This is a genomic window from Stomatohabitans albus (genome assembly GCF_036336025.1).
Lineage (GTDB): Bacteria > Actinomycetota > Nitriliruptoria > Euzebyales > Euzebyaceae > Stomatohabitans > Stomatohabitans albus.
The window spans coordinates 300197-320147 of the sequence record NZ_JAYKKE010000002.1 but is presented as its reverse complement, the minus strand read 5'-3'; the positions used below and the strand labels follow the sequence as shown (position 1 = coordinate 320147).

Genomic DNA, 19951 nt, shown 5'->3' with positions numbered 1-19951 from the left:
GAACGGTTACTATTTATTTTCGTGATATGAGGCTTTTTCTTTCGTGTGTCAGGTGATTCCTAGTTACGAACTGGGAATATTGAACGGATCATTTCACGGTTGACCGCAGCAACAGCATCTAATGGGATGCCGGCGGGGCACACCTTTGCACATTCCCCGTAGAAGGAACAAGGACCAAAGTCACGCTCCAGCTCCTCAATCATGTTCTTTGCACGGCGTTTGCGTTCCATTTCACCCGTAGGGCTCAAGGAAAGGTGGCTTAGCTTGGCACCCATAAATAGGTGCGCAGCTCCATTTGGACAGGCTGCGACACACGCGCCGCAACCGATACAGGCCGCGAAGTCCAATGCTCGCTCAGCATTTTCATAGTTGACGAGCATCGTATCCGCATCGGGAGCTGTACCAGCATTGATTGCCACGTGGCCACCGGCCTGAATCAACCGATCCAGGCCAGAGCGATCCACAATAAGATCACGAACCACGGGGTAGGCAGCAGAGCGGAATGGCTCAATAACAACCGTGTCACCGTCTTTGAACTGCGTCAATCGCTGATGGCAAATGGGTAAGTTATCCTCGTGACCATGTGGAATACCATCCACATCTAGACCACAAGTACCACAGATACCCTCTCGGCAATCCGATTCGAATACAACTGGCTCTTGACCAGATTCAATCAATTCGTCGTTGAGCTTGTCGAGCATTTCGAGAATACTCATCGAGGGGTACAAGTCGTCGACAACATGGGTGGTGTAGCGGCCCGTATCTTTGGGACCGTTCTGGCGCCAAATTTCGAGTGTTAGCTTCACTTGTAATTCCTTGTCTGCAGCTCGATGACGTGGAAGGTGAGCGGTTCCATATGCCGCACATAATTCCTGGTGCCACCGAAGGTGGATGCATCGTCAGCCTTGCTTTCCCACACGGATGCAAAGGCCCAGTGCTCGTCGTCGCGTTGTGCTTCGCCGTCCGGGCTAATGTGCTCAGAACGGAAGTGCGCACCACAACTCTCGTCACGGTCTAAGGCATCAATGCACATCAGTTCGGCCATTTCAAGATAGTCTGCCACGCGTCCAGCACGTTCAAGCACCTGGTTCAGTTCACGATCAGTACCGGTGATACGGAGGTCACGCCAGAACTCTTTGCGGAGTTCAACAATCTCTGCGATGGCTTTACGAAGCCCTGCTTCGTTGCGCTCTACACCACAGCCTTCAAAGAGAATCTCTCCCAGCTTGCGGTGGAAGTACTCAGGACCGTGGCTCCCGTTGATATTCATGAGCGCATTGATCCGGGTACGAACCCGATCCAATGCCTCGACGACAACAGGATCATCTAGCGGCAAAACTGGCTCACCTAAATGTTGTGCCAGATAGTTCGGGATTGAGAACGGAAGGGTGAACCAACCGTCAACCGATGCGCTCAGCAATGAGTTTGCGCCCAAACGGTTTGCCCCGTGATAGGCCCAAGAGCATTCGCCACCAGCAAAGAGCCCTGGAATTGATGTCATGCAGTTGTAGTCGGTCCAGATACCACCCATTGAGAAGTGCACACAAGGGGCGATACGCATGGGAACCTTTAAGGGGTCTTCACCCGTTGCATGTTCATACATTTCAAACAGGTTGGAGTACCGACTCCAAATAACGTCTTTACCAAGACGTGCGATAGCATCGCGGAAGTCAAGATACACGCTGTTCTTTAATGGGCCTACACCGCGACCAGCATCAATCTGCTCCTTCGCATTACGACTGGTGACGTCACGCGGTGCAAGGTTCCCGAATGCGGGATACTTGCGCTCCATGTAGTAGTCACGGTCTTCCTCGGGCACATCATTGGCCTCACGGGTTTCACCCGTATCCTTTGGAACCCAGATACGACCATCGTTACGTAAGGATTCTGACATCAGAATGGTCTTTGACTGCCATTTAGAGTCGTAGGGCAATCCTGTTGGGTGGAACTGAACAAAACATGGCGAAGCAAAATATGCACCATGCTGATGGACACGCCACGTTGCGGTCACATTTGACATCTTTGCCAATGTTGAGGCGTAATACACATTGCCGTATCCGCCCGTACCAAGGACCGTTGCGTGGCCAGTATGTGCTTCAATCTCGCCGGTCACGAGGTTACGGGTGATAACACCTCGGCAGTGCCCATCTTTGATGATGATGTCAAGCATTTCGGTCCGGGTAAGCAATTCGCAGGATCCAGCACGAACCTGACGTTGTAATGCTTGCGCCCCAGCAATTTGTAACTGCTGTCCGGTCTGGCCACGCGTGTAATAGGTACGTGAAACCTGGACGCCACCAAATGATCGCGTCGCCAAGGTGCCGCCATATTCACGGGCAAATGGAGCACCAATGGCATTCATGTGATCAATGACACGAACACTCTCTTCACCCAAACGGAATGCTTCAGTTTCACGGCCTCGGAAGTCACCACCTTTGACAGTGTCCTTCACGAAGTTATACAGCGAGTCGTTATCGACTTTCTTGCCTCGGGCGGAGTTAACGCCACCCTGCGCAGCAACAGAGTGCGCACGGCGTGGACTGTCATGGTAAGTGATGACTTTCACGTTGTAGCCAAGTTCGCCAAGAGCGGCGGCACAACCGGAGCCGATCAACCCGGTGCCAATCACAATGACGGTAAAACGGCGAGTATTTGGTGGGCTGACTTTAAGGTAGTGGTCGCGTTGGTACTGCCATGCGTTCGAAAGCGTGGCCAGATCGTGAAGGCCTTCTGGTTCAAAGGTTTCTACAACCTTGCCAACTGCGACGTTATCGATTCGAGATGGCGGTGCGGTAAATGTGTGTGTCACTTCAGCACTCCGGTCATGACGAAGAATGGGATAGACGTATTGCCAATTAAGATAGCGGCGGCCAAAATCCAGCCGAGCCATACAAAGAAGGCACGAATCTTCTTATTCGATGCACCCAAGTCAACCGCGACGGTGCCAAGACCGTGCAGAATATGCATGCTTAACACCACCATGGCGAGCATGTAGAACAATGCAACGAGTGGGCGCGAGAAACTTGCAATCACATTGTCATATGCCGCGGCGTGACGTACCCCATCGACAACTTCAATGTGTTGGTACCCCTCGGGGGCAAACGGTGGGATGCCTGCGGTCAAATCCAAAATATGGAAGACAATGAACAAGAAGAGCACAATGCCCGTTACCAGCATATGGCGAGCTAAGAAATTCTTAAAACCGGATAGCTTGCGGCGGTGCTTGCCACGTGTCTCACGACCACGTCGCGCAACGATTACAGCCGAAATGATGTGGGCTATTAACGCCGTCAACATCACTATACGGAAGATCCACAAGAACCCCTCGTAGTTAAAGGCTGGTTCTAAAATCGTGCGCAAAAATATCGCATATTCATTGAGGTGCTCTTCGCCATCGGGCAAATACACCTTCAAGTTACCGATCATGTGAACGGTCACAAAAGCGGCTAACAGCGCACCGGAGACGGCCATGACCACCTTCGCCAGCCAACTTGGATAAGCAGGCTTGGCACGAAGGCGAGCTGGCGCGTCGTTCTGACGGGTAGCGGTCACCTTTTCCTCCTCAGTCGTTTGGAGTACATACCGTAAAACTTGTACCAACAAAAACTGAACAGCGGAGATAGCTAAAGGTCCTCATCTCTGAGGGACTTATCCGCTGTTCACGCTCATGTTGAGTATGCACGAATAGAGGAGAATTACCAACTATTTCACGGATTTTTAAGGCTAATCAGGTAATGAGAAATTATTCACTTTCGTAAGTCTCTTAATACTAAAGTTAGCCTAAGTTGAACAACCTTGTTCTGGACAAGGTAAGTCGATGGGATCCTCAGTGACGGCATGAGACTGCATCCAAGCATGAACCTTGGCACTGATATCTGAGAATGCGGTGACCTGGTCCGCTGCCAGTTCTGCGGTTGGCATTGACACAAGCGGGCCAACATCAATCACTCGTCCTGCTTTAAATGGGCCTTGCCCGCCAGCTCCAAAACCAATGAGCACAGGCCAAACGTCAATATGATCGATCCCCTCTTGGCTCCGCCAGCCCGCGAATACCATCATGAGCTGACCGCGACCTCCTGTTCCACTGGGCCCATTCGTCCACCAAGTCACTACTCGAACTGACTGGGTTGTTTGATATGGGGTACCAGCAAAAACTGGTGCAGGGATAGCCCCATCATTGATGTGCCGCGTGAGAAGCTGATCCCTCAAATCAGGCATGATCTGGCTCCAAAGCTCCGGCCCATTTGGTATTGGGCCAACGGCACCTTCTGGGTTCCGCCATTTCATTACGGTGTCAACAATGCCACCTGCCTGTTGGGCACTGCCTAAATCATGCCACAACCCCGAAGCACGATACCCTGCAATACCGCTTGGTACTGGGGAAGGCGATGCACTCGGATCAGCGCTTGGCTGCGCTGATGGAAGTGATGTGGCTGATGGGGGTTTCGTTGTGTCTGTCTGCACAACCAAGGATGGCTCAGAGGATCGCTCAGATGCCGGTTCACTTGCCGCTGATTGGGTGATACGGGGAATGGAAGCACTTCCCCCACGAGATTCAGTGCTGGCACACCCGACGGTAAACACCGTCAGGGTGAGCCAAAAAGAGGTGAACCTTAGACCTCGAGCAAACACTGTTCGATGACCTCACTAAGTGCCGGGTGTGGCCAAATCTGCTTACGAGCAATGTCATCAACAGTCAAATCAAAGGTCATCCCCATGACTAAGATCTGGAGAAGTAAGGAAGCCTGTGGGCCGATGATGTGGGCACCTAGGAGTTTCCGGGTTGACCGATCAACGACGACTTTTACAAAGCTTGTGGTGTCTTCCAATGCCCACCCATAGGCTGCATTACCATATTTTTGTGTATGGACAATAACGTCAAGACCTTGTTCGTTTGCTTCCTGCTCCGTTATCCCAACACTAGAAACTTCCGGCTGGCTGAATGTCGACCGGGGGGTATTGGGTAACCATACAGGCTGTTTATCGTCCGGATGGATGAGATTGTTGGCAATGGTTCGTGCATGAGCGTTCGCTACATGCTTAAGGTCGAGGTCACGATTCGCACAGTCACCGAGCGCCCAGATATTGGGTGCACTGGCCTCCATGTAGTCGTTGACCTTCACCTTGCCAAACTGATCTAACTCAACACCAGTCAGCTCACAATGCATGTTCAGGGTATTTGGTGTCCGCCCCACAACCATGAGTACGCGCTCACCAGTAACGGTTTGGCCATCATCAAGTTCAAGGTGGAACAGCCCATTTTCCTTACGGATGGAGGTAGTATTCACGCCACAATGCATGTCAATACCACGCTCATGGAAGAGCTTAGTGATGAGGGTTCCAACCTCAACATCTTCCCGTGACAATAGTCGGTTTGAACGCTGAACCATCGACACTTTCGTGCCGTACGCATTAAAAATGTGCCCCATTTCAGTGGCAATGGCACCACCACCAATAATGATCAGGCTTTCAGGTTTCTTTTCAAGCCGCATGATCGTGTCACTGGTGTCAATATCCAAGCCATCGATACCGGGAATGTCAATCATCGTGGGTGTCGATCCCACCGAAATCACAATACGATCTGCGGTGAATTCATGATCGCCACTCTTGATTTTGTGATCACCGACAAATACAGCTGGCTGATCGTATACATCCACATTCTCGGCATTCGCTCGGAAGGATCTCCCGCTTTCGGCTATGGGATCAATGCGTCCGAATACACGATCTCGTATAGCTTCCCAATGGACGTCAATAACATTGGATTGAACATCGTATAGATGTCCGGTTTCAGCCGTATGGGCAACATCTGCGGCATGAACAAACATCTTAGAAGGTATGCACCCCCGGTTTAAACACGTCCCACCAAAGGTCCACGGTTCTACTACTGCAATCTTCCAATCCTTCATCTCGCTTCGGATAATGGTATTTCCAGAACCTGTACCCAAAATGGCAAGATCGTAATGCGGCATGGTGCTCCTTCGTTTTGAACTAAAGACAGACTTACACAATACGTCTATCGGTCGCCCAGCGTGTTAATTCATAGCGACTTGATAGTTGTAGTTTCCTGAGCACGCTCGAAACATGACTTTCTACCGTTTTTACGCTGATATCTAAGCGGTTTGCGACTTGTTTATAGGCATAGCCACGCGCAATCAATTGAAGAACTTCTCGTTCACGAGGTGTGAGCTGGTCATAATCGGGGTCATCTACAGGTTCAACAGGTTCTTGTTTGCTTGATGCGAATACATCCAAAACGAAACCGGCCAAGCGTGGACTAAAGACAGCATCACCACTGCGTACCCGTTCGATGGCATCAACGAGTTCAGTTGCATTCACCGACTTCGTTAAATATCCACGAGCACCCGCACGGATTAATGAAATAACGTCAGTAGGATCATCTGACACACTTAGGGCAAGAAATTGAACCGGTTCCCCTTGCTCGGTGGTGAGTTGGGCGTCAGCAACTCGGCGCAATACCTCAGCACCGCCACCGTCAGGCATATGTACATCAAGTAACACCACATCCGGCTTGGTCCTGTAAATGACCTCAATGGCCTCATTCACGCTAGAGGCCTTGCCGACCACATCAACCATTTCTCCAATTTCAGCACTAACACCGGCCAAGAACATGCGGTGGTCATCAACTAAAACAACCCTGGCGTCAGATTTAATTCGTTCACTCGATTCTTGTTGTGCGGGCGCCTTACCCAACACAGAAGGGGTAAGTTTTTGGGCGCGGGGACGGTCACTCATAGCTTCCTCTTTCGTTGGTTAGGGCGAGCCTACAGCTCCTCATTGAGTTCTAGCGGTGCAGAAATCTCAATTTCTGTTCCTTCGCCTAGCTGACTAAAAATCTCTACTTGTCCATGAAGCCGTTCCAAGCGGCCGATAATTGAATTACGAACACCCTGGCGAGAAGCTTCAATGGCATCGGGGTCAAATCCCACACCTTCGTCACGCACCCAGATATTAATGGCGGTGTCTTTGATGTCGGCAAATACGTCAATTTGATCAACCTGCGCATGTTTTGCCGCATTGACAATGGCTTCACTCGTTGCAGAGATGACTTGTTCACAGGCATCATCAAGCGGTCTATCCCCGACAATCACTAGCTCAATCTTGACCGGCCAAATACCTTCGATTTCACTTGCCATATGTTCGAGCGCTTCTCGAACCGTCTGGTTTTTCCGTTCTGTCCCAGGATCGCTGAATAGCCATGAGCGTAATTCACGTTCTTGCTGGCGCGAAAGCTGATGAATACGGCCGGGATCATGGGTGCGTTGGATGAGCGCCAAGGTTTGTAACACCGAGTCATGTAGGTGAGCGGCCATATCGGCACGTTCTTCGGCCCGAACCCGTTCTCGCTGTGCTTCTTCAGCTCGATGCGTTGCCTGTTGGATAATCGGGATCGCTACCGTTGCGACACCAACCATCGTCAATGAAATGGCAATCGCAAAGTCAGCAACGTCACCAGGTTTTACTTCTAACCCATTAATAACCGTGACACCGACACCGGATGCAACGAATATTGCCGCAACCACCATGCGTACCCACCCCAATTTGTTGAGGTCAGGGAAGCGACCACCCATCAACCGGTTCATCGCCTCATCAATGCCACGTCGTTCTTCATCGTCAGCGCGTTCCCATACGAGTACGAACCCCATAGAGATGAGAGTTACGACGAGTGCGGTTCCATCGGTGAACCAGAAGCCAATAAACCGACAGATTTGCATGATACCGGCCGTCACCAATACCAAACCTAGCGAATGCCGAAATGCTCGTGGTCGTTCAACCTCTGGCTCAGCATCCTTGGGTGTTTTTGGGATCAATGCCCACGCAAGCACATACACAACAAGGCCGAGTCCTTTAGCGGTTATCAACACGGCGATACACGCGCGTACCAAGAGTGTTGACACGCCAAAAAGCTGGCCGAGTGCCCGCGAGACCCCCGAAATATCACCGCGCTGAGGGTTACGCGTGACCAGCGGTTGGAAAAAACGACTCATTACTTCTATTTTGCTGCATTATTGTGCGTCGCCTACGGGCATTGCCCTTAATGGCTTGTCCTGGATAGGGCATTATAGAACTATGAGCGTTGTTTCCACCGAGTTCCGTCGTGACCGTAGCCGGGCGATTGTCGGCGGTGTATGCGCTGGATTGGCAACCTATTTCGGGTCTACTCCAAATAGTATGCGTCTCGTATTTGTCTTGACGTTCCTCGGACTTAGCGGCGTATCCTTACCAATCTACTTCATTCTGTGGGTGCTTATTCCCGCAGATTCACCGCGTGAACCATCAAAAAATCAGTGGATGTTGTGGCTATTTTGGCTTGTCGGCCCCGTGGCGAGCATACTGCTTCTCGGTGGCGTTCTTTCTGCTGAACTGCCGTTAGACATCAGTCTCGGAATGACAATGATAACTATTGGTGGCTTGTTACTATCGTCGCCACGTCCACTCCCCCAGCCTTCCGCGCCCCGCTACGCGCCTGGTCAAGTGATCACGAAAGAACGTACAGAAGAACTTGAATAGCTAGTCTCCTAAAGGCCGTCGGGGACTCGGTGGACGGGCCCGTTCGTAGTTTTGGAATGGGACGTACTTCTCTCTCGGCGCAACCGTCGGGGTGCTCCTTCCGCGTGGGCTTGTACGACTGGCGACTAATTTGTCGCGGGAAGGATCTTGGGCAACGAGTGGCTGACTCGGATTTGGAGTAATACCCAGTGCTTCACGTTGACTGAGTGGCTTAGCTCCTTTGTGTCCAGGACCAGGGTCAACCCAACCGAGATCACGGGCATGTTCATCTCGCGGTGTTACCTGCATAGAGACAGGATCACAAGTCCAGCGGGCAACACGAGACGCGGTACCAGATGGGGTCACGTAGTGCACACTTACAACCCAGGTATCTCGATTATCTGGTTTCGCAGCGGTCCAGCGTATTGTTTCTGTATTCACCCCATGGTCCCGAAGATGCTCGATGACTGCATCACCAATTGGTACCGATGAGTATCCAAGACTTGCCCGCTCTTGCACGGCGCCACGAACAATATCGATAAGTTGGTCTTGTTCAGCTTTAATTGGCTGGTACCAGCGAAGAATATGCGCCACGCTGGTTCCAGCTGCTTTCGCAACCGCCTCTGGGCTATCGCCAGCGCGCAGGCGTCGCTGAATAGCTTTGGGGCTTAATCGGCTGGCCTCACGATCGGCGGCTAAGGCAGCTCGTTCTTGCACCCTCGGATCACGAAGCAGTCGCGTGGCCATAACGCCACCCCCCTGCCCATCATGTTGGCTACGACCAACCATGAGTTCTGCGACAGTATCAGCAAATGCTTGGGTCAACGGAATACGCACACGCTGGGGTAACCCGTCCACCGCGACAACAAGGTGGGACAGATCTGCGGTATAGCCAACTAGTTCTCCGTTGTACATAGCACTCCGCTAGCGTGAAAGGATACGCACGGTCAATCTAACAAGAATGTGACTGAGAACAGCTCAGCCCGAACCGTCTTGGTTCGGGCTGAGGAAGAATGTCCATTAGTCTGCGTTTGGCGCAATTGGTAGGGCACCTTGGCTAGGGTCGAGCTGGTCAGCATAGAAACAGCTGGCCCGGTGCCCCTTCTCCATACCTTCAGCCAGTGTGGGTACCTCACGTTCACACTGCTGGGTAGCCTTCCAGCAACGTGTCCTAAACGTACAGCCACTTGGTGGGTTGGCAGGACTTGGTAAGTCGCCTTTAAGCAAGATTCGGTTGCTCACATCACGGACATGAGGATCAGGAACTGGCACCGCACTCAATAACGCCTGTGTATAGGGGTGTAAGGCGCGTTCATAAATGTCAGCCTCAGTACCAATTTCAGCGATTCGACCCAAGTACATCACCGCGACACGGTCACAGATATGGCGAACTACGCCAAGGTCGTGGGCTATGAATACATAACTAAGCCCAAGTTCTTGTTGTAAGTCTTCCAGTAGGTTAATGACCTGGGCTTGGACACTGACGTCAAGAGCTGATACCGGTTCGTCAAGAATAACGACATCGGGGTTGAGGGCTAAGGCCCGTGCAATCCCAATACGTTGACGCTGCCCACCAGAGAACTGGTGGGGGTACCGATTTTCATAGTCAGGGTTCAGACCAACGCGATCAAGTAGTGCACGCACTTCGTCACGAGCATTTTTGCCTTTGGCTACTTCAGGATGAATTTCAAATGCTTCACCAATAATGTCGCCAACGGTCATACGTGGATTCAATGATGCGTACGGATCTTGGAAAATGATCTGCACTTTGCGGCGCAATTCACGCATCTCTTTTGAACCCATGGCGAACATGTCACGATCTTCAAAAAAGGCCTGACCACTCGTTGGTTCAACAAGACGAAGCAGAGTTCGGGCCAACGTGGACTTCCCACAACCGGATTCTCCCACTAGCCCAAGTGTTTCACCTTTTCGAAGGTTGAAGCTAACCCCATCAACAGCCTTGACATGGCCAACAACACGCTTAAATAAGATGCCTTGACGGATAGGGAAATAGGTTTTGATGTCCCGAGCACGCAAAATTGCTTCTTCGTCAGGCACAAAGTCAGGGCGGATTTCGTCTGTTTCAATCATTCGTTGACCTCCGCAAAGTGACAAGCCACATCGCGTCCTTCAGCAATGGTCCGCATCGTGGGACGCTCAGTATTGCACTTGCCAGGAACGGCGATAGGACAGCGGGGGTGGAAGGGGCATCCTGGTGGAATAGCACTCAAGTCTGGTGGCTGCCCGATGATCGGGTTTAGTCGACCGCCTACCTGATCGGCACGAGGGATCGAGTCCATCAGTCCTCTGGTATAGGGGTGCAACGGGTTGCCATATAAATCCATTACACCTGCACGCTCAACGGCGGTGCCGGCATACATGACAACAAGACGATCTGCCACACCAGCAACAACCCCGAGGTCGTGCGTAATTAACACGAGTCCCATGTTGTAGCGCTGCTGCAAACTTGCGAGCAGCTCCATGACTTGCGCTTGCACCGTAACGTCCAGAGCCGTTGTTGGTTCATCAGCAATCAAGACGTCAGGATCCAACGAAATAGCCATTGCGATCATTGCGCGCTGCCGCATACCGCCACTGAACTCATGGGGATAATTGTCATAGCGCAACTCAGGGCTGGGGATACCGACACTTCCAAGCAAATCAATCGACCGTTCGCGTGCTTCTCGACGGCTTAACCCCTCATGAACACGGAACATCTCACTGATCTGCCACCCGACGGTATACACGGGATTCAGGGCGGTTAGCGCATCTTGGAAAATCATGGCGATACGCCGACCCTGAACTTGGCGCTTTTCTTTATCCGTTAGCTTCAATAAATCAACTCCACGAAACTTAGCCGTTCCGTTGGTAATGAAGCCCGGAGGAGAGTCCAAAATCCCCATAACAGCCTGGCTACTGACGGATTTCCCCGACCCTGATTCACCCAGGATCGCAACGGTTTCACCTTCGTTCAGCGTCCAGGTCAATTGGTTTGTAGCATGCACCACGCCACTGTCAGTACGGAACTCTACACTCAGGTCCTTTACTTCAAGGAGTGGGGCATTCATATCAAGAGGTTGCCCACCAATAGTGTCTGGCTTCTTACTGAGTTCGGTTTGATTAGATAATCGTGTCATCGCAACCTCGGATCCAATGCATCGCGTAACGCATCACCCATCAAAATGAAGCTAAAGACGGTGACACTGATAAAGGTGCCAGGGAAAAACAAGAGATGAGGAGCTTGCAATAACCGCTTTTGGGCTTCACTAACCATGAGACCCCAACTAATTGTTGGTAATTGGAGCCCCACACCCAAGTAGCTGAGTGTGGCTTCCGCACCAATCATGGACCCCACCATCAGTGTGGCATACACAACAACCGGAGCCAGTGAGTTGGGCAAAATATGACGCGTAATAATGCGGACTGGCCCCGATCCAAGTGCTTTAGCCGCTTGGACATATTCACGTTCACGCTCTCCAACGACGCTGGAGCGCACGATACGCATCATGCCTGGCCATCCAAATGCAATGAGTACGGCTGACACTTCAATAACACCGCGATTAGGCAACAAGTTCAAGAACGCAATGCCAGCCAACGTCGTCGGAATCGCAAAGAAGGTATCAGCAATGCGTGCAATCAAGGCATCAAGCCAGCCACCGAAGTACCCAGCCAAAGCACCCAAGATCAAGGCGACCAGGAATAGTCCAAAGGTAGTAGTCAAGCCGATAGAAATAGAGTTACGTGCCCCATAAATGACACGGGTAAACATGTCGCGTCCTTGGACATCAAAGCCAAACCAGTGCAAGGCGGACGGGCCTTCCGCACTGCGCCCCAATTCAGAGTAAACAGGGTCACGCCAGCAATACGCCCCGGTATTGGACGAAGCGGCGGCACAGTCTTGTGCCGAACTCAACATCGTAAATAACTGAGGGAATATAGCCATGGCAACAATAATGATGAGCAGGAGCGCCGAGACCATAAAGAGTGGGTTCTTACGCAACAACCGCCAAGCATCACCCCACAGGCTTGTACGTCGGCCAATAGCATCAGGGGCTTCAAACGATTGGTTTTCTTCTGCCGCGAACGCCGATTCCATTTGTTCTTGTGGTTCAGCGGTGCTACTCATAACGAATCCTTGGGTCTAACCAGGCGTACAACATGTCTACAACCAAGTTGGAAATCATGTAGATCAACACGAGTGCAGTCACGATGCCTACGACAACAGTGCCTTCTTGCAAGATGACGCCTTGATAGGCAGCACGACCTAAACCTGGAATGTTGAAAATCGATTCTGTAACGATTGCGCCTGCCATCAAGGCACCAAGGTCAAAACCGAGATAGGTGACTACGGGAATGAGGGAGTTACGCAAGGTGTGATGTATGATCACGCGGTGTTTTGGCATGCCTTTTGAGCGTGCTGTACGCACATAGTCGGCGCGTCGATTCTCAATCAGACTTGTGCGGGTGAGACGGGCTACATATGCCAAGGACAGACTAGCCAGTACGAGTGCTGGCAAAATCATGGCACGAATACCGTCAGCGGCTCGATAGGCGACAGGGAAAATCTTCCACTCCACACCCAAATACAGCTGGGCGACATACCCGATAACGAAAATCGGAATACTGATGACCAAAATCGTGCTGATCTTCACGAAATTATCGATAAAGGAACCCGATCGGAGGCCAGCTAGGACACCGATTGCGATACCCATGACGACTTCTATACAGAAGGCGAGAAAGGCAAGCTTTGCGGTCACCGGGAAGGCTTCTCCGATGATTTCAGTGACCGGACGGCCACGAAAGTTTGTACCAAAGTTGCCCTGAAGGAGACCATTAAATCCGTCCTCTTCATCGGGTACCACGCCGACATATTTGCCGTACTGGATCAGGAATGGATCATCTAAGTTATAGCGATCTCGCAACTCCATCTGGACTGACTCAGGCAGGGCTCGGTCACCAGACAGGGCTCGGATTGGGTCACCCGGGATCAAAAAGACCAATGAATAGATAAGGAGGGTGGCTCCCAAAAACACAGGAATAAATTGCAAGATTCGCCGGATCAAATACCGGCCCACGTCACCACACTTTCTGGGTGTTTCCACCCGTACAGGTCCTACCTCTTAAGTAAGAACGACCTAGTTTACCCAAGCATTGCGAATCTCGTGATAACTAGGAACCGAATAAGCGGGCCGAAGCCCGCTCATCCAGGTTCGTATCAGGGATTATGTTGGGCTATTCAGCAACCTTCAACTTCAAGATTTCGACGTGATCACCAAAGTCGAGGCTGAAGTTAGAAATGCGTTCACCTGTACCAGAGAACTTTGTTGAATACAGGATCGGAATCATCGGCATGTCTTCATTGATGATGTCATCAGCTTGCTGGTACAGCTTGACTGATTCCTCAAGGGTCTTGGCTTGGTTCCCTTGTTTAATCAAGTCATCAACCCTGGGGTTGTCATAGCTGCCGTAGTTGGATGCACCGTCTTTGCCGAGTAACGAGCTGAGGTAATTCTCCATCGATGGATAGTCAGCCAACCAAGCCATCCGGTATGGACCAGTGACAGTATGCTCCTCAAGCTTGCTCAGGTAGTCAGCAAAAATCATGGATTGGAACTTGACGTCCTCGACACCCAGGTTTTGTTTCCAGTTATTGGCTACTGCTTCAATCCACTCTTCGTGGCCAGCACCACTGTTAAACCACACCTCGATGGGCCCTTGGATTCCCCCGGCTTCGTCATAGAGTTTCTTAGCTTCTTCGGGGTTGTAATCGCATGAGGTACACCCACCCTTGCGGTATCCATCAACAAGTGGGCTCACAAAGTCATCAGCAGGTGTGCGGGTGTCGTTAAAGACTGCCTTGATGATCGCTTCACGATCGATAGCCATTGATAATGCTTTACGAATCTTGGGATCTTTGAACTTGTCATCATTCACCGGGAGGGACAAGAACCCAAAGTTTGATGTGGGGTTCTCATAAACCCGATCTCCCAAGTCAGCTTCGTAGGACGCTACTTGTTCTACAGGGAGATCTTCAAGGATGTCGATATTGCCAGCTCGCAGGTCGTTGTAGGCCGTTCCATAATCCTCGTAGATACGATGTTCAATCGCATCCATATCGGCTTGAGTGCCAGGATAATCTTCGTAGCGAACCACATTGATCTGCTGATTGTGTTGCCAGGTACCATCCATCTTGAATGGCCCATTACCGATCGGTGCTTCGTTGTAGCCATTGATGTCATCCATAGCCGCCTTTGGTAAGGGGAAGAATGCGTTATAGCTCAACATGGTGATGAAGGGAGCAAAGGGTGACTCCAACGTAATTTCCAACGTCATGGGATCTACCGCTTTGAGGCCTTCTAGCTCTGTGCTTGTTCCGTCTACAACACTCTGATAACCCTTGATATGCTCAAAAAAGTTTGTTGCTTTCTGGGCATTCTTGGGATCAACTGCGTAATTCCAAGCCCGGAGATAGGCATCAGCATCAACCTTTTCACCATTGTGGAAGGTCCATCCATCCTTGAGTTTGATGGTCCAAACAGAATTGTCATCATTGGCTGTAATCGTCTCTGCAACGGTATCGGGATTATCAGCACCGAAGCTGGGTTTTAAGTCACTACCAATGCGAACAAGTGGCGTGAATAATTGGCTAAGAATCTCTGATCCACAAGAATCAGCAGTATTGGATGGAACGAGGTGCTGGGGTTCGCAGGCATGCATTGCGATCGTTTTTCCTGAACCGCCCGAACCACCACCAGCCATCGCAGATTCTGAGCTAGTTGTGGTACTACCTCCCGAGCATCCAGCGGCCAGCAGAGCAAGGGAAATCAGTAAGGCAGGAGCCTTGTGGAATTGAGGCATTACGTTCTCCTTAACGCATGTGTTGGAACATCCATACCTTCTCGGTACACCTGTAGTGATACCGAGAAGGTATTGGGATTATTCCTTTACCATAACCTCAGTGATCTTGATTCGGCCATTAAAATCAAGGTCGTATCCGCTGATGCGTTCACTGGTTCCGCTGTATTTCTTGCCAAAACTCACAGGAATGAGCGGCATATCCTCTAACGCCAAGTCATCGGCTTGTTGGTACAACTGCTTGGCTTCTTCCAGTGTGGCGGCCCCATTTCCCTGTTCGAGCAGGGCATCAAAAGCAGGGTTTGAGTACCCAGAATTATTCTTCTCGCTGCCGGTACCCATTAATGGAGACAAATAATTCTCCATTGACGGATAGTCTGCTGACCAACTGCGGCGATAGGGGCCGGTGTACTCGCCACTATCAATTTTCTGGTAATAATCGGACGTGTTCAGTGTCTTAAACGTCACATCGTCAATGCCCAGGTTCTTCTTCCAGTCGTTTGCTACCGCTTCAACCCACACTTCGTGACCAGCACCGCTGTTAAACCACACTTCAAGAGGACCATCAATCCCACCAGCCTCGTCAAAGAGTTTTTTCGCCTCTTCTGGATTGTATTCGCAGTAGGTGCAAGCGCCTTCGCGGTATCCACCCACACGTGGGTTCACGTAGTCATCGGCGGGGGCCATCGTGTCACGCCAGATCGCCTTGGCAATTGTTTTACGATCAATAGCCATGGCAAGTGCTTGCCGGATACGTTTGTCATCAAATGGTGCTTTAGTTACAGGTAGCCCAAGGTAGTTCAACGTTGTGGCTGGCAATACAACAACATGATCGCCTAGATCCGTTTCATACGAATCAGCCAATTCAAAGGGCAATTCTTCAATGATGTCTAAGTTGCCTGCTAGCAAATCGTTATAGGCTGTTGTCGTATTCTCATAAATGCGATTTGTTACCCTGCGCACATCAGGTCGCTTGCCTTTGTAGTCTTCAAAGGCCACCATGTCGATACTGCGATCGTGCTGCCATGAATCAGCCATTTTGAAAGGGCCATTACCAATGGGTCGTTCGTTGTAGGCATCCAAATCCTCTAATGCGGCTTTCGGCATTGGGAAGAACGCTGTGTGTACGAGTGAGCCAACGAATGGTGCAAATGGCGTTTTCAAGGTCACTTGAATGGTTCTTGGATCTATTGCCTTGAGTCCAGAAAGTTCTGTCGTACTGCCATTCTGTACGTCATCAAACCCTTCAATATGGCGATAGAAATCCAAATTCTCTTGCGCATTCTTGGGGTTTGCCCCATACGTCCAAGCGCGGATGAATGAGTCGGCATCCATAGGCTCACCGTTATGGAAGGTCCACCCATCTTTTAACGTGATGGTGATTGTTTTTAAATCATCACTGGTTTCAATGGCTGATGCTGCCGTATCTGGGTACTGGTCACCAAATACGGGATTAAATGCATCATCTATCTGAACGAGGGGTGTATAGAGAAATGTGATGGTGTCTTGACCGCACGGTTCATTCACGTTTGTCGATGTCAATGATTTTGGTTCACATGCGTAGACGGCAATAGATTTATCCCCCGTTGCATCATGAGAACCTGCCGATGCGCTGGGCATTTGTGCTGACCCAGAAGAATCAGCCGCGGTCGACGAGGCGGATCCGACACTGCAACCACTTGCCAGTAACGCAAGTGATGTGAGCAGAGCAGAAAGCAAACGGGATTGGTGCATTACGATTCTCCTTGATGTACCAAGTGATACGTCGTATCACTGAACTCGTTGTTGTGAGTAACACAACGGCCCTCTGTTGTAGAGGGCCGTTTGGAGTCGTAATCGGTATAAACGGTATTAACCCAGTTCTTTATGGGCCGGAACACCGACGGGCATGATGGAGTCGGCGGGATTGTCTGGCACCCAACCACGGCTTGCCAGTTGCCGTTCGTATTCTGGTCGGTACCCCTCTTCAATGGGTAGTGGCTGGGGATCAGATCCGATTCCAGGCAAATCTGGAATAGCCAGTCCTGCAACAATGGCATCGCCTACTTCACCAAGATCGAGTGGCGATACTGGTTTGATGGCCCAGGCATCACATTGGCTCCAATTCGCCAACCAAATATCTTGTGGCCGAGCTAATAACAGCAAGATCGGGGGCATCGTGGCACCACCCATTTTGCGCAATTTAATCTCTCGACTCAATGAGAATCCGCCCTCTGGTTGCATATCGTTATCTGCAACGACAAGGTCATAGTCGCCATATTCTTTAGGATCATCAAGAATCGCTAGTGCCCGCTTTGGTGTAGATACGTGGAATAACGTGTTGTCCTTTGTACCGAATGCAGCACGAATTTGTTCAGCAGCATGAGTGTGGTCTGCGACCATCAAGATGTTCATAAAAATACTCCGATGGGTGAATATCACCCTCAAGGCCTTATCAGTCTGTTGGCATTCTAGTCTGTAGTCTCGGCAATACGGTAGCGATGTGTATACCACTCACTAACTTCTGGAGATAATTTGTCCCTTTTCATTGCGATTCTTTTAGCGTGTGCTGCCGCAATCGGCTTTGCAGTCGGAGCCGCTTTGCAGCATGACGCTGTTGATTTATTTCATCGTAACGGACGAGTTTCTACGACTGTCCAGTTGCGTCTGTCTTTCCGTAATCGACGTTGGCTATCGGGCTTAGCGTTGTTGTTATTTAGCGCGGCAACTCATATTGGGGCGTTAGCTTTGGCTCCCGTTACGGTAATTCAACCGATTGGGGTGCTTGCGGTACCGCTCTCAGTCATCATTAGCCAAAAGATGCGAAAGACCACCGTTACCCGTCCCGTGTGGATCGCCTGTGCACTAACCATCACTGCGGTGACCGCCTTTACCTATTTCTCGACAAAGATTGCCCACAGCCAAGATGCCAGGCCAAATGAATTGTTGTGGTCGGGACTATCTGTCTTGGCTGTTTCGCTGCTGATCGGTCTGGTAGCACGAACCCGTCGATTTTCCCGTCGAACCCAAGTGATGATGTGGTCTGTATCGGCGGCACTGCTCTACGGCTATTCTTCCGGGCTTATCAAGGCGACATTCATACAAATTGCTGATACCCCCTCTCTAAATCCAACCTATGTGGCCATCTTGGTGGCAGGTTTTACATTCACCTATGCTGCAGGGTTCTATTGTGTCCAACGTGGGTACGCGACGGGTGCACCTGAAATTGTTATCTCGGTGCTCACAACTGCAGACCCGTTGGCTGCATCAATTTTTGGGCTGGTACTCCTTAAAGAAGGCGTGGGCGTAACCCCTAGCTTGTATGCAACGATGGCATTCTTTGCTGTTCTCGCCGTTGTCGGAGTTGCACTACTTTCGTCCAACCATCCCGATACCATTCAACATCGTTCAAAACAAGAACCTAACGATCGCAACAGTGAAGGCAGTGAAAGGACCAGTCATGAGAATCATGATGGCAGCAGACACGTACGCACCTGATATCAACGGAGCAGCTCGCTTTGCGGAACGGTTTGCGGTTGGATTGGTTTCGCGTGGCCATGAAGTGCATATGATCGCGCCCTCACCGACTGGTGAGCCGGGACGCGAACGCTTAAACGGTGTGCTTGTGCATCGGATGCGGAGCCACCGTTATCCAACTGTTGCTGATTTTCATATCTGTCTACCGTGGGAAGTAACGGGTCGAATCAAGCAGATTGTGCATAAGTTCCGCCCAGATGTTGCGCACGTTCAGGCTCACTTTGTTTGTGGTCGTTACCTTGCCAAGCACGCCAGTGACGCAGGTGTTCCCCTGGTCGCAACCAACCATTTCATGCCTGAGAACCTTGTCGGCCATTTACCGTTGCCCAAGGCTGCTAAGGATTGGGTCAAACACATGGCATGGCAGGATCTGGCAAAGGTCTATGGGCTTGCTAATTATGTAACAGCCCCAACCCCGCGTGCGACAACCTTGCTTGAAGCGGCGGCAGGTATCTATGGGGCAGAGCCCATTTCGTGTGGTATCGATGGGGCGCCGTATGAAGCCGCACGTGCTGCCTCACGGACAAATAAGAAACCAACAATCCTCTTTGTTGGGCGCCTTGATGAGGAGAAACGTGTCGATGAACTTATTAAGGCTGTCGCAAAACTCCCAGACCCCGAGGCGGTAAAGCTTGAAATCGTTGGTGATGGTTCGTGCGCAAGTAAATGGCGCAGCCTTTCTGATGAACTTGGGCTGTCCTCAGTCACGACCTTCCATGGTTTTGTTGATGAAGAGGAATTGGTTGATCTCTACGGACGAGCCGACATTTTTGTGATGCCCGGTATCGCAGAACTCCAGAGTTTGGCCACCCTCGAAGCAATGTGCGCGTCTACCCCTGTAATTTGTGCGAATGCGATGGCACTCCCACACCTCTGCCAAAGCGGTAACAATGGGTTCCTCTTTGAGCCAGGAAAGATTGATCAACTTAGCGCCCATATCCTGACGCTCGTCAGTGACAGCGATTTACGCGCACGTTTTGGTGAGCACAGCCGCAATATTGCTGAGGACCACGCCATAGGCAAAACACTCGATCGTTTTGAAGAAATCTACGCGACGGTGATTGAGGGCTAG

At 50.9% G+C, this 19951-nt stretch carries 18 protein-coding genes; 3 read left to right on the top strand and 15 right to left on the bottom strand.

The features are described from left to right. Window positions 1-59: 59 nt before the first annotated feature. The 7 genes from VCU37_RS06485 to VCU37_RS06455 all read right to left on the bottom strand — a co-directional run bounded on the left by VCU37_RS06485 (window position 60) and on the right by VCU37_RS06455 (window position 8006). Window positions 60-806 (bottom strand): succinate dehydrogenase/fumarate reductase iron-sulfur subunit, encoded by a 747-nt coding sequence (locus VCU37_RS06485; protein WP_336249818.1) that lies wholly within the window; start codon window positions 804-806, stop codon window positions 60-62. Continuing rightward, window positions 803-2890 (bottom strand): fumarate reductase/succinate dehydrogenase flavoprotein subunit, encoded by a 2088-nt coding sequence (locus tag VCU37_RS06480; protein WP_336249817.1) that lies wholly within the window; start codon window positions 2888-2890, stop codon window positions 803-805. The genes VCU37_RS06485 and VCU37_RS06480 overlap by 4 nt, the downstream gene beginning before the upstream one ends. Then, entirely contained in the window at window positions 2806-3552 is a 747-nt protein-coding gene (locus VCU37_RS06475; protein WP_336249816.1) for a succinate dehydrogenase cytochrome b subunit, read from the bottom strand. Before VCU37_RS06475 ends, VCU37_RS06480 begins: the two co-directional genes overlap by 85 nt. A gap of 228 nt (window positions 3553-3780) precedes the next feature. Further along, window positions 3781-4584 (bottom strand): hypothetical protein, encoded by an 804-nt coding sequence (locus VCU37_RS06470; RefSeq protein ID WP_336249815.1) that lies wholly within the window; start codon window positions 4582-4584, stop codon window positions 3781-3783. 29 nt (window positions 4585-4613) lie between these two features. Then, complete coding sequence (locus VCU37_RS06465; RefSeq protein ID WP_336249814.1) at window positions 4614-5969, bottom strand: mycothione reductase; 1356 nt, start codon at window positions 5967-5969, stop codon at window positions 4614-4616. A 31-nt stretch (window positions 5970-6000) separates the two neighbouring features. After that, entirely contained in the window at window positions 6001-6753 is a 753-nt protein-coding gene (locus tag VCU37_RS06460) for a response regulator transcription factor (RefSeq protein WP_336249813.1), read from the bottom strand. Window positions 6754-6782: 29 nt separating this feature from the next. Continuing rightward, window positions 6783-8006 (bottom strand): ATP-binding protein, encoded by a 1224-nt coding sequence (locus tag VCU37_RS06455; protein ID WP_336249812.1) that lies wholly within the window; start codon window positions 8004-8006, stop codon window positions 6783-6785. 82 nt (window positions 8007-8088) lie between these two features. Here VCU37_RS06455 and VCU37_RS06450 point away from each other — a divergent pair, with 82 nt between their 5' ends. Continuing rightward, window positions 8089-8529 (top strand): PspC domain-containing protein, encoded by a 441-nt coding sequence (locus VCU37_RS06450; protein ID WP_336249811.1) that lies wholly within the window; start codon window positions 8089-8091, stop codon window positions 8527-8529. Here VCU37_RS06450 and sepH read toward each other — a convergent pair whose 3' ends face one another. The 8 genes from sepH to VCU37_RS06410 all read right to left on the bottom strand — a co-directional run bounded on the left by sepH (window position 8530) and on the right by VCU37_RS06410 (window position 17757). Further along, window positions 8530-9423 (bottom strand): septation protein SepH, encoded by an 894-nt coding sequence (gene sepH / locus VCU37_RS06445; protein WP_336249810.1) that lies wholly within the window; start codon window positions 9421-9423, stop codon window positions 8530-8532. Between the two features lie 105 nt (window positions 9424-9528). Further along, window positions 9529-10599 carry an ABC transporter ATP-binding protein gene (locus VCU37_RS06440; protein ID WP_336249809.1) on the bottom strand — a complete coding sequence of 357 codons (1071 nt, stop codon included), beginning with the start codon at window positions 10597-10599 and terminating at the stop codon, window positions 9529-9531. Further along, window positions 10596-11645: an ABC transporter ATP-binding protein gene (locus VCU37_RS06435; RefSeq protein WP_418896466.1), complete on the bottom strand. Its 1050-nt coding sequence runs from the start codon at window positions 11643-11645 to the stop codon at window positions 10596-10598. Before VCU37_RS06435 ends, VCU37_RS06440 begins: the two co-directional genes overlap by 4 nt. After that, window positions 11642-12634: an ABC transporter permease gene (locus tag VCU37_RS06430; RefSeq protein ID WP_336249808.1), complete on the bottom strand. Its 993-nt coding sequence runs from the start codon at window positions 12632-12634 to the stop codon at window positions 11642-11644. The genes VCU37_RS06435 and VCU37_RS06430 overlap by 4 nt, the downstream gene beginning before the upstream one ends. Beyond that, a complete protein-coding gene (locus tag VCU37_RS06425) occupies window positions 12627-13583 on the bottom strand; it encodes an ABC transporter permease (protein WP_336250065.1) in 957 nt (318 codons plus the stop codon). The genes VCU37_RS06430 and VCU37_RS06425 overlap by 8 nt, the downstream gene beginning before the upstream one ends. A gap of 157 nt (window positions 13584-13740) precedes the next feature. After that, window positions 13741-15366: a peptide ABC transporter substrate-binding protein gene (locus tag VCU37_RS06420; RefSeq protein ID WP_336249807.1), complete on the bottom strand. Its 1626-nt coding sequence runs from the start codon at window positions 15364-15366 to the stop codon at window positions 13741-13743. A gap of 78 nt (window positions 15367-15444) precedes the next feature. Next, entirely contained in the window at window positions 15445-17097 is a 1653-nt protein-coding gene (locus tag VCU37_RS06415; protein WP_336249806.1) for a peptide ABC transporter substrate-binding protein, read from the bottom strand. A gap of 117 nt (window positions 17098-17214) precedes the next feature. Then, complete coding sequence (locus tag VCU37_RS06410) at window positions 17215-17757, bottom strand: hypothetical protein (RefSeq protein ID WP_336249805.1); 543 nt, start codon at window positions 17755-17757, stop codon at window positions 17215-17217. Window positions 17758-17877: 120 nt separating this feature from the next. On the opposite strand from VCU37_RS06410, the gene VCU37_RS06405 reads away from it, so the two are divergent. Together VCU37_RS06405 and VCU37_RS06400 are read left to right on the top strand one after the other, a co-directional pair. Beyond that, window positions 17878-18840, top strand: coding sequence for a DMT family transporter (locus VCU37_RS06405; protein ID WP_336249804.1), 963 nt, complete (start codon window positions 17878-17880; stop codon window positions 18838-18840). After that, complete coding sequence (locus VCU37_RS06400; protein WP_336249803.1) at window positions 18812-19951, top strand: glycosyltransferase; 1140 nt, start codon at window positions 18812-18814, stop codon at window positions 19949-19951. Before VCU37_RS06405 ends, VCU37_RS06400 begins: the two co-directional genes overlap by 29 nt.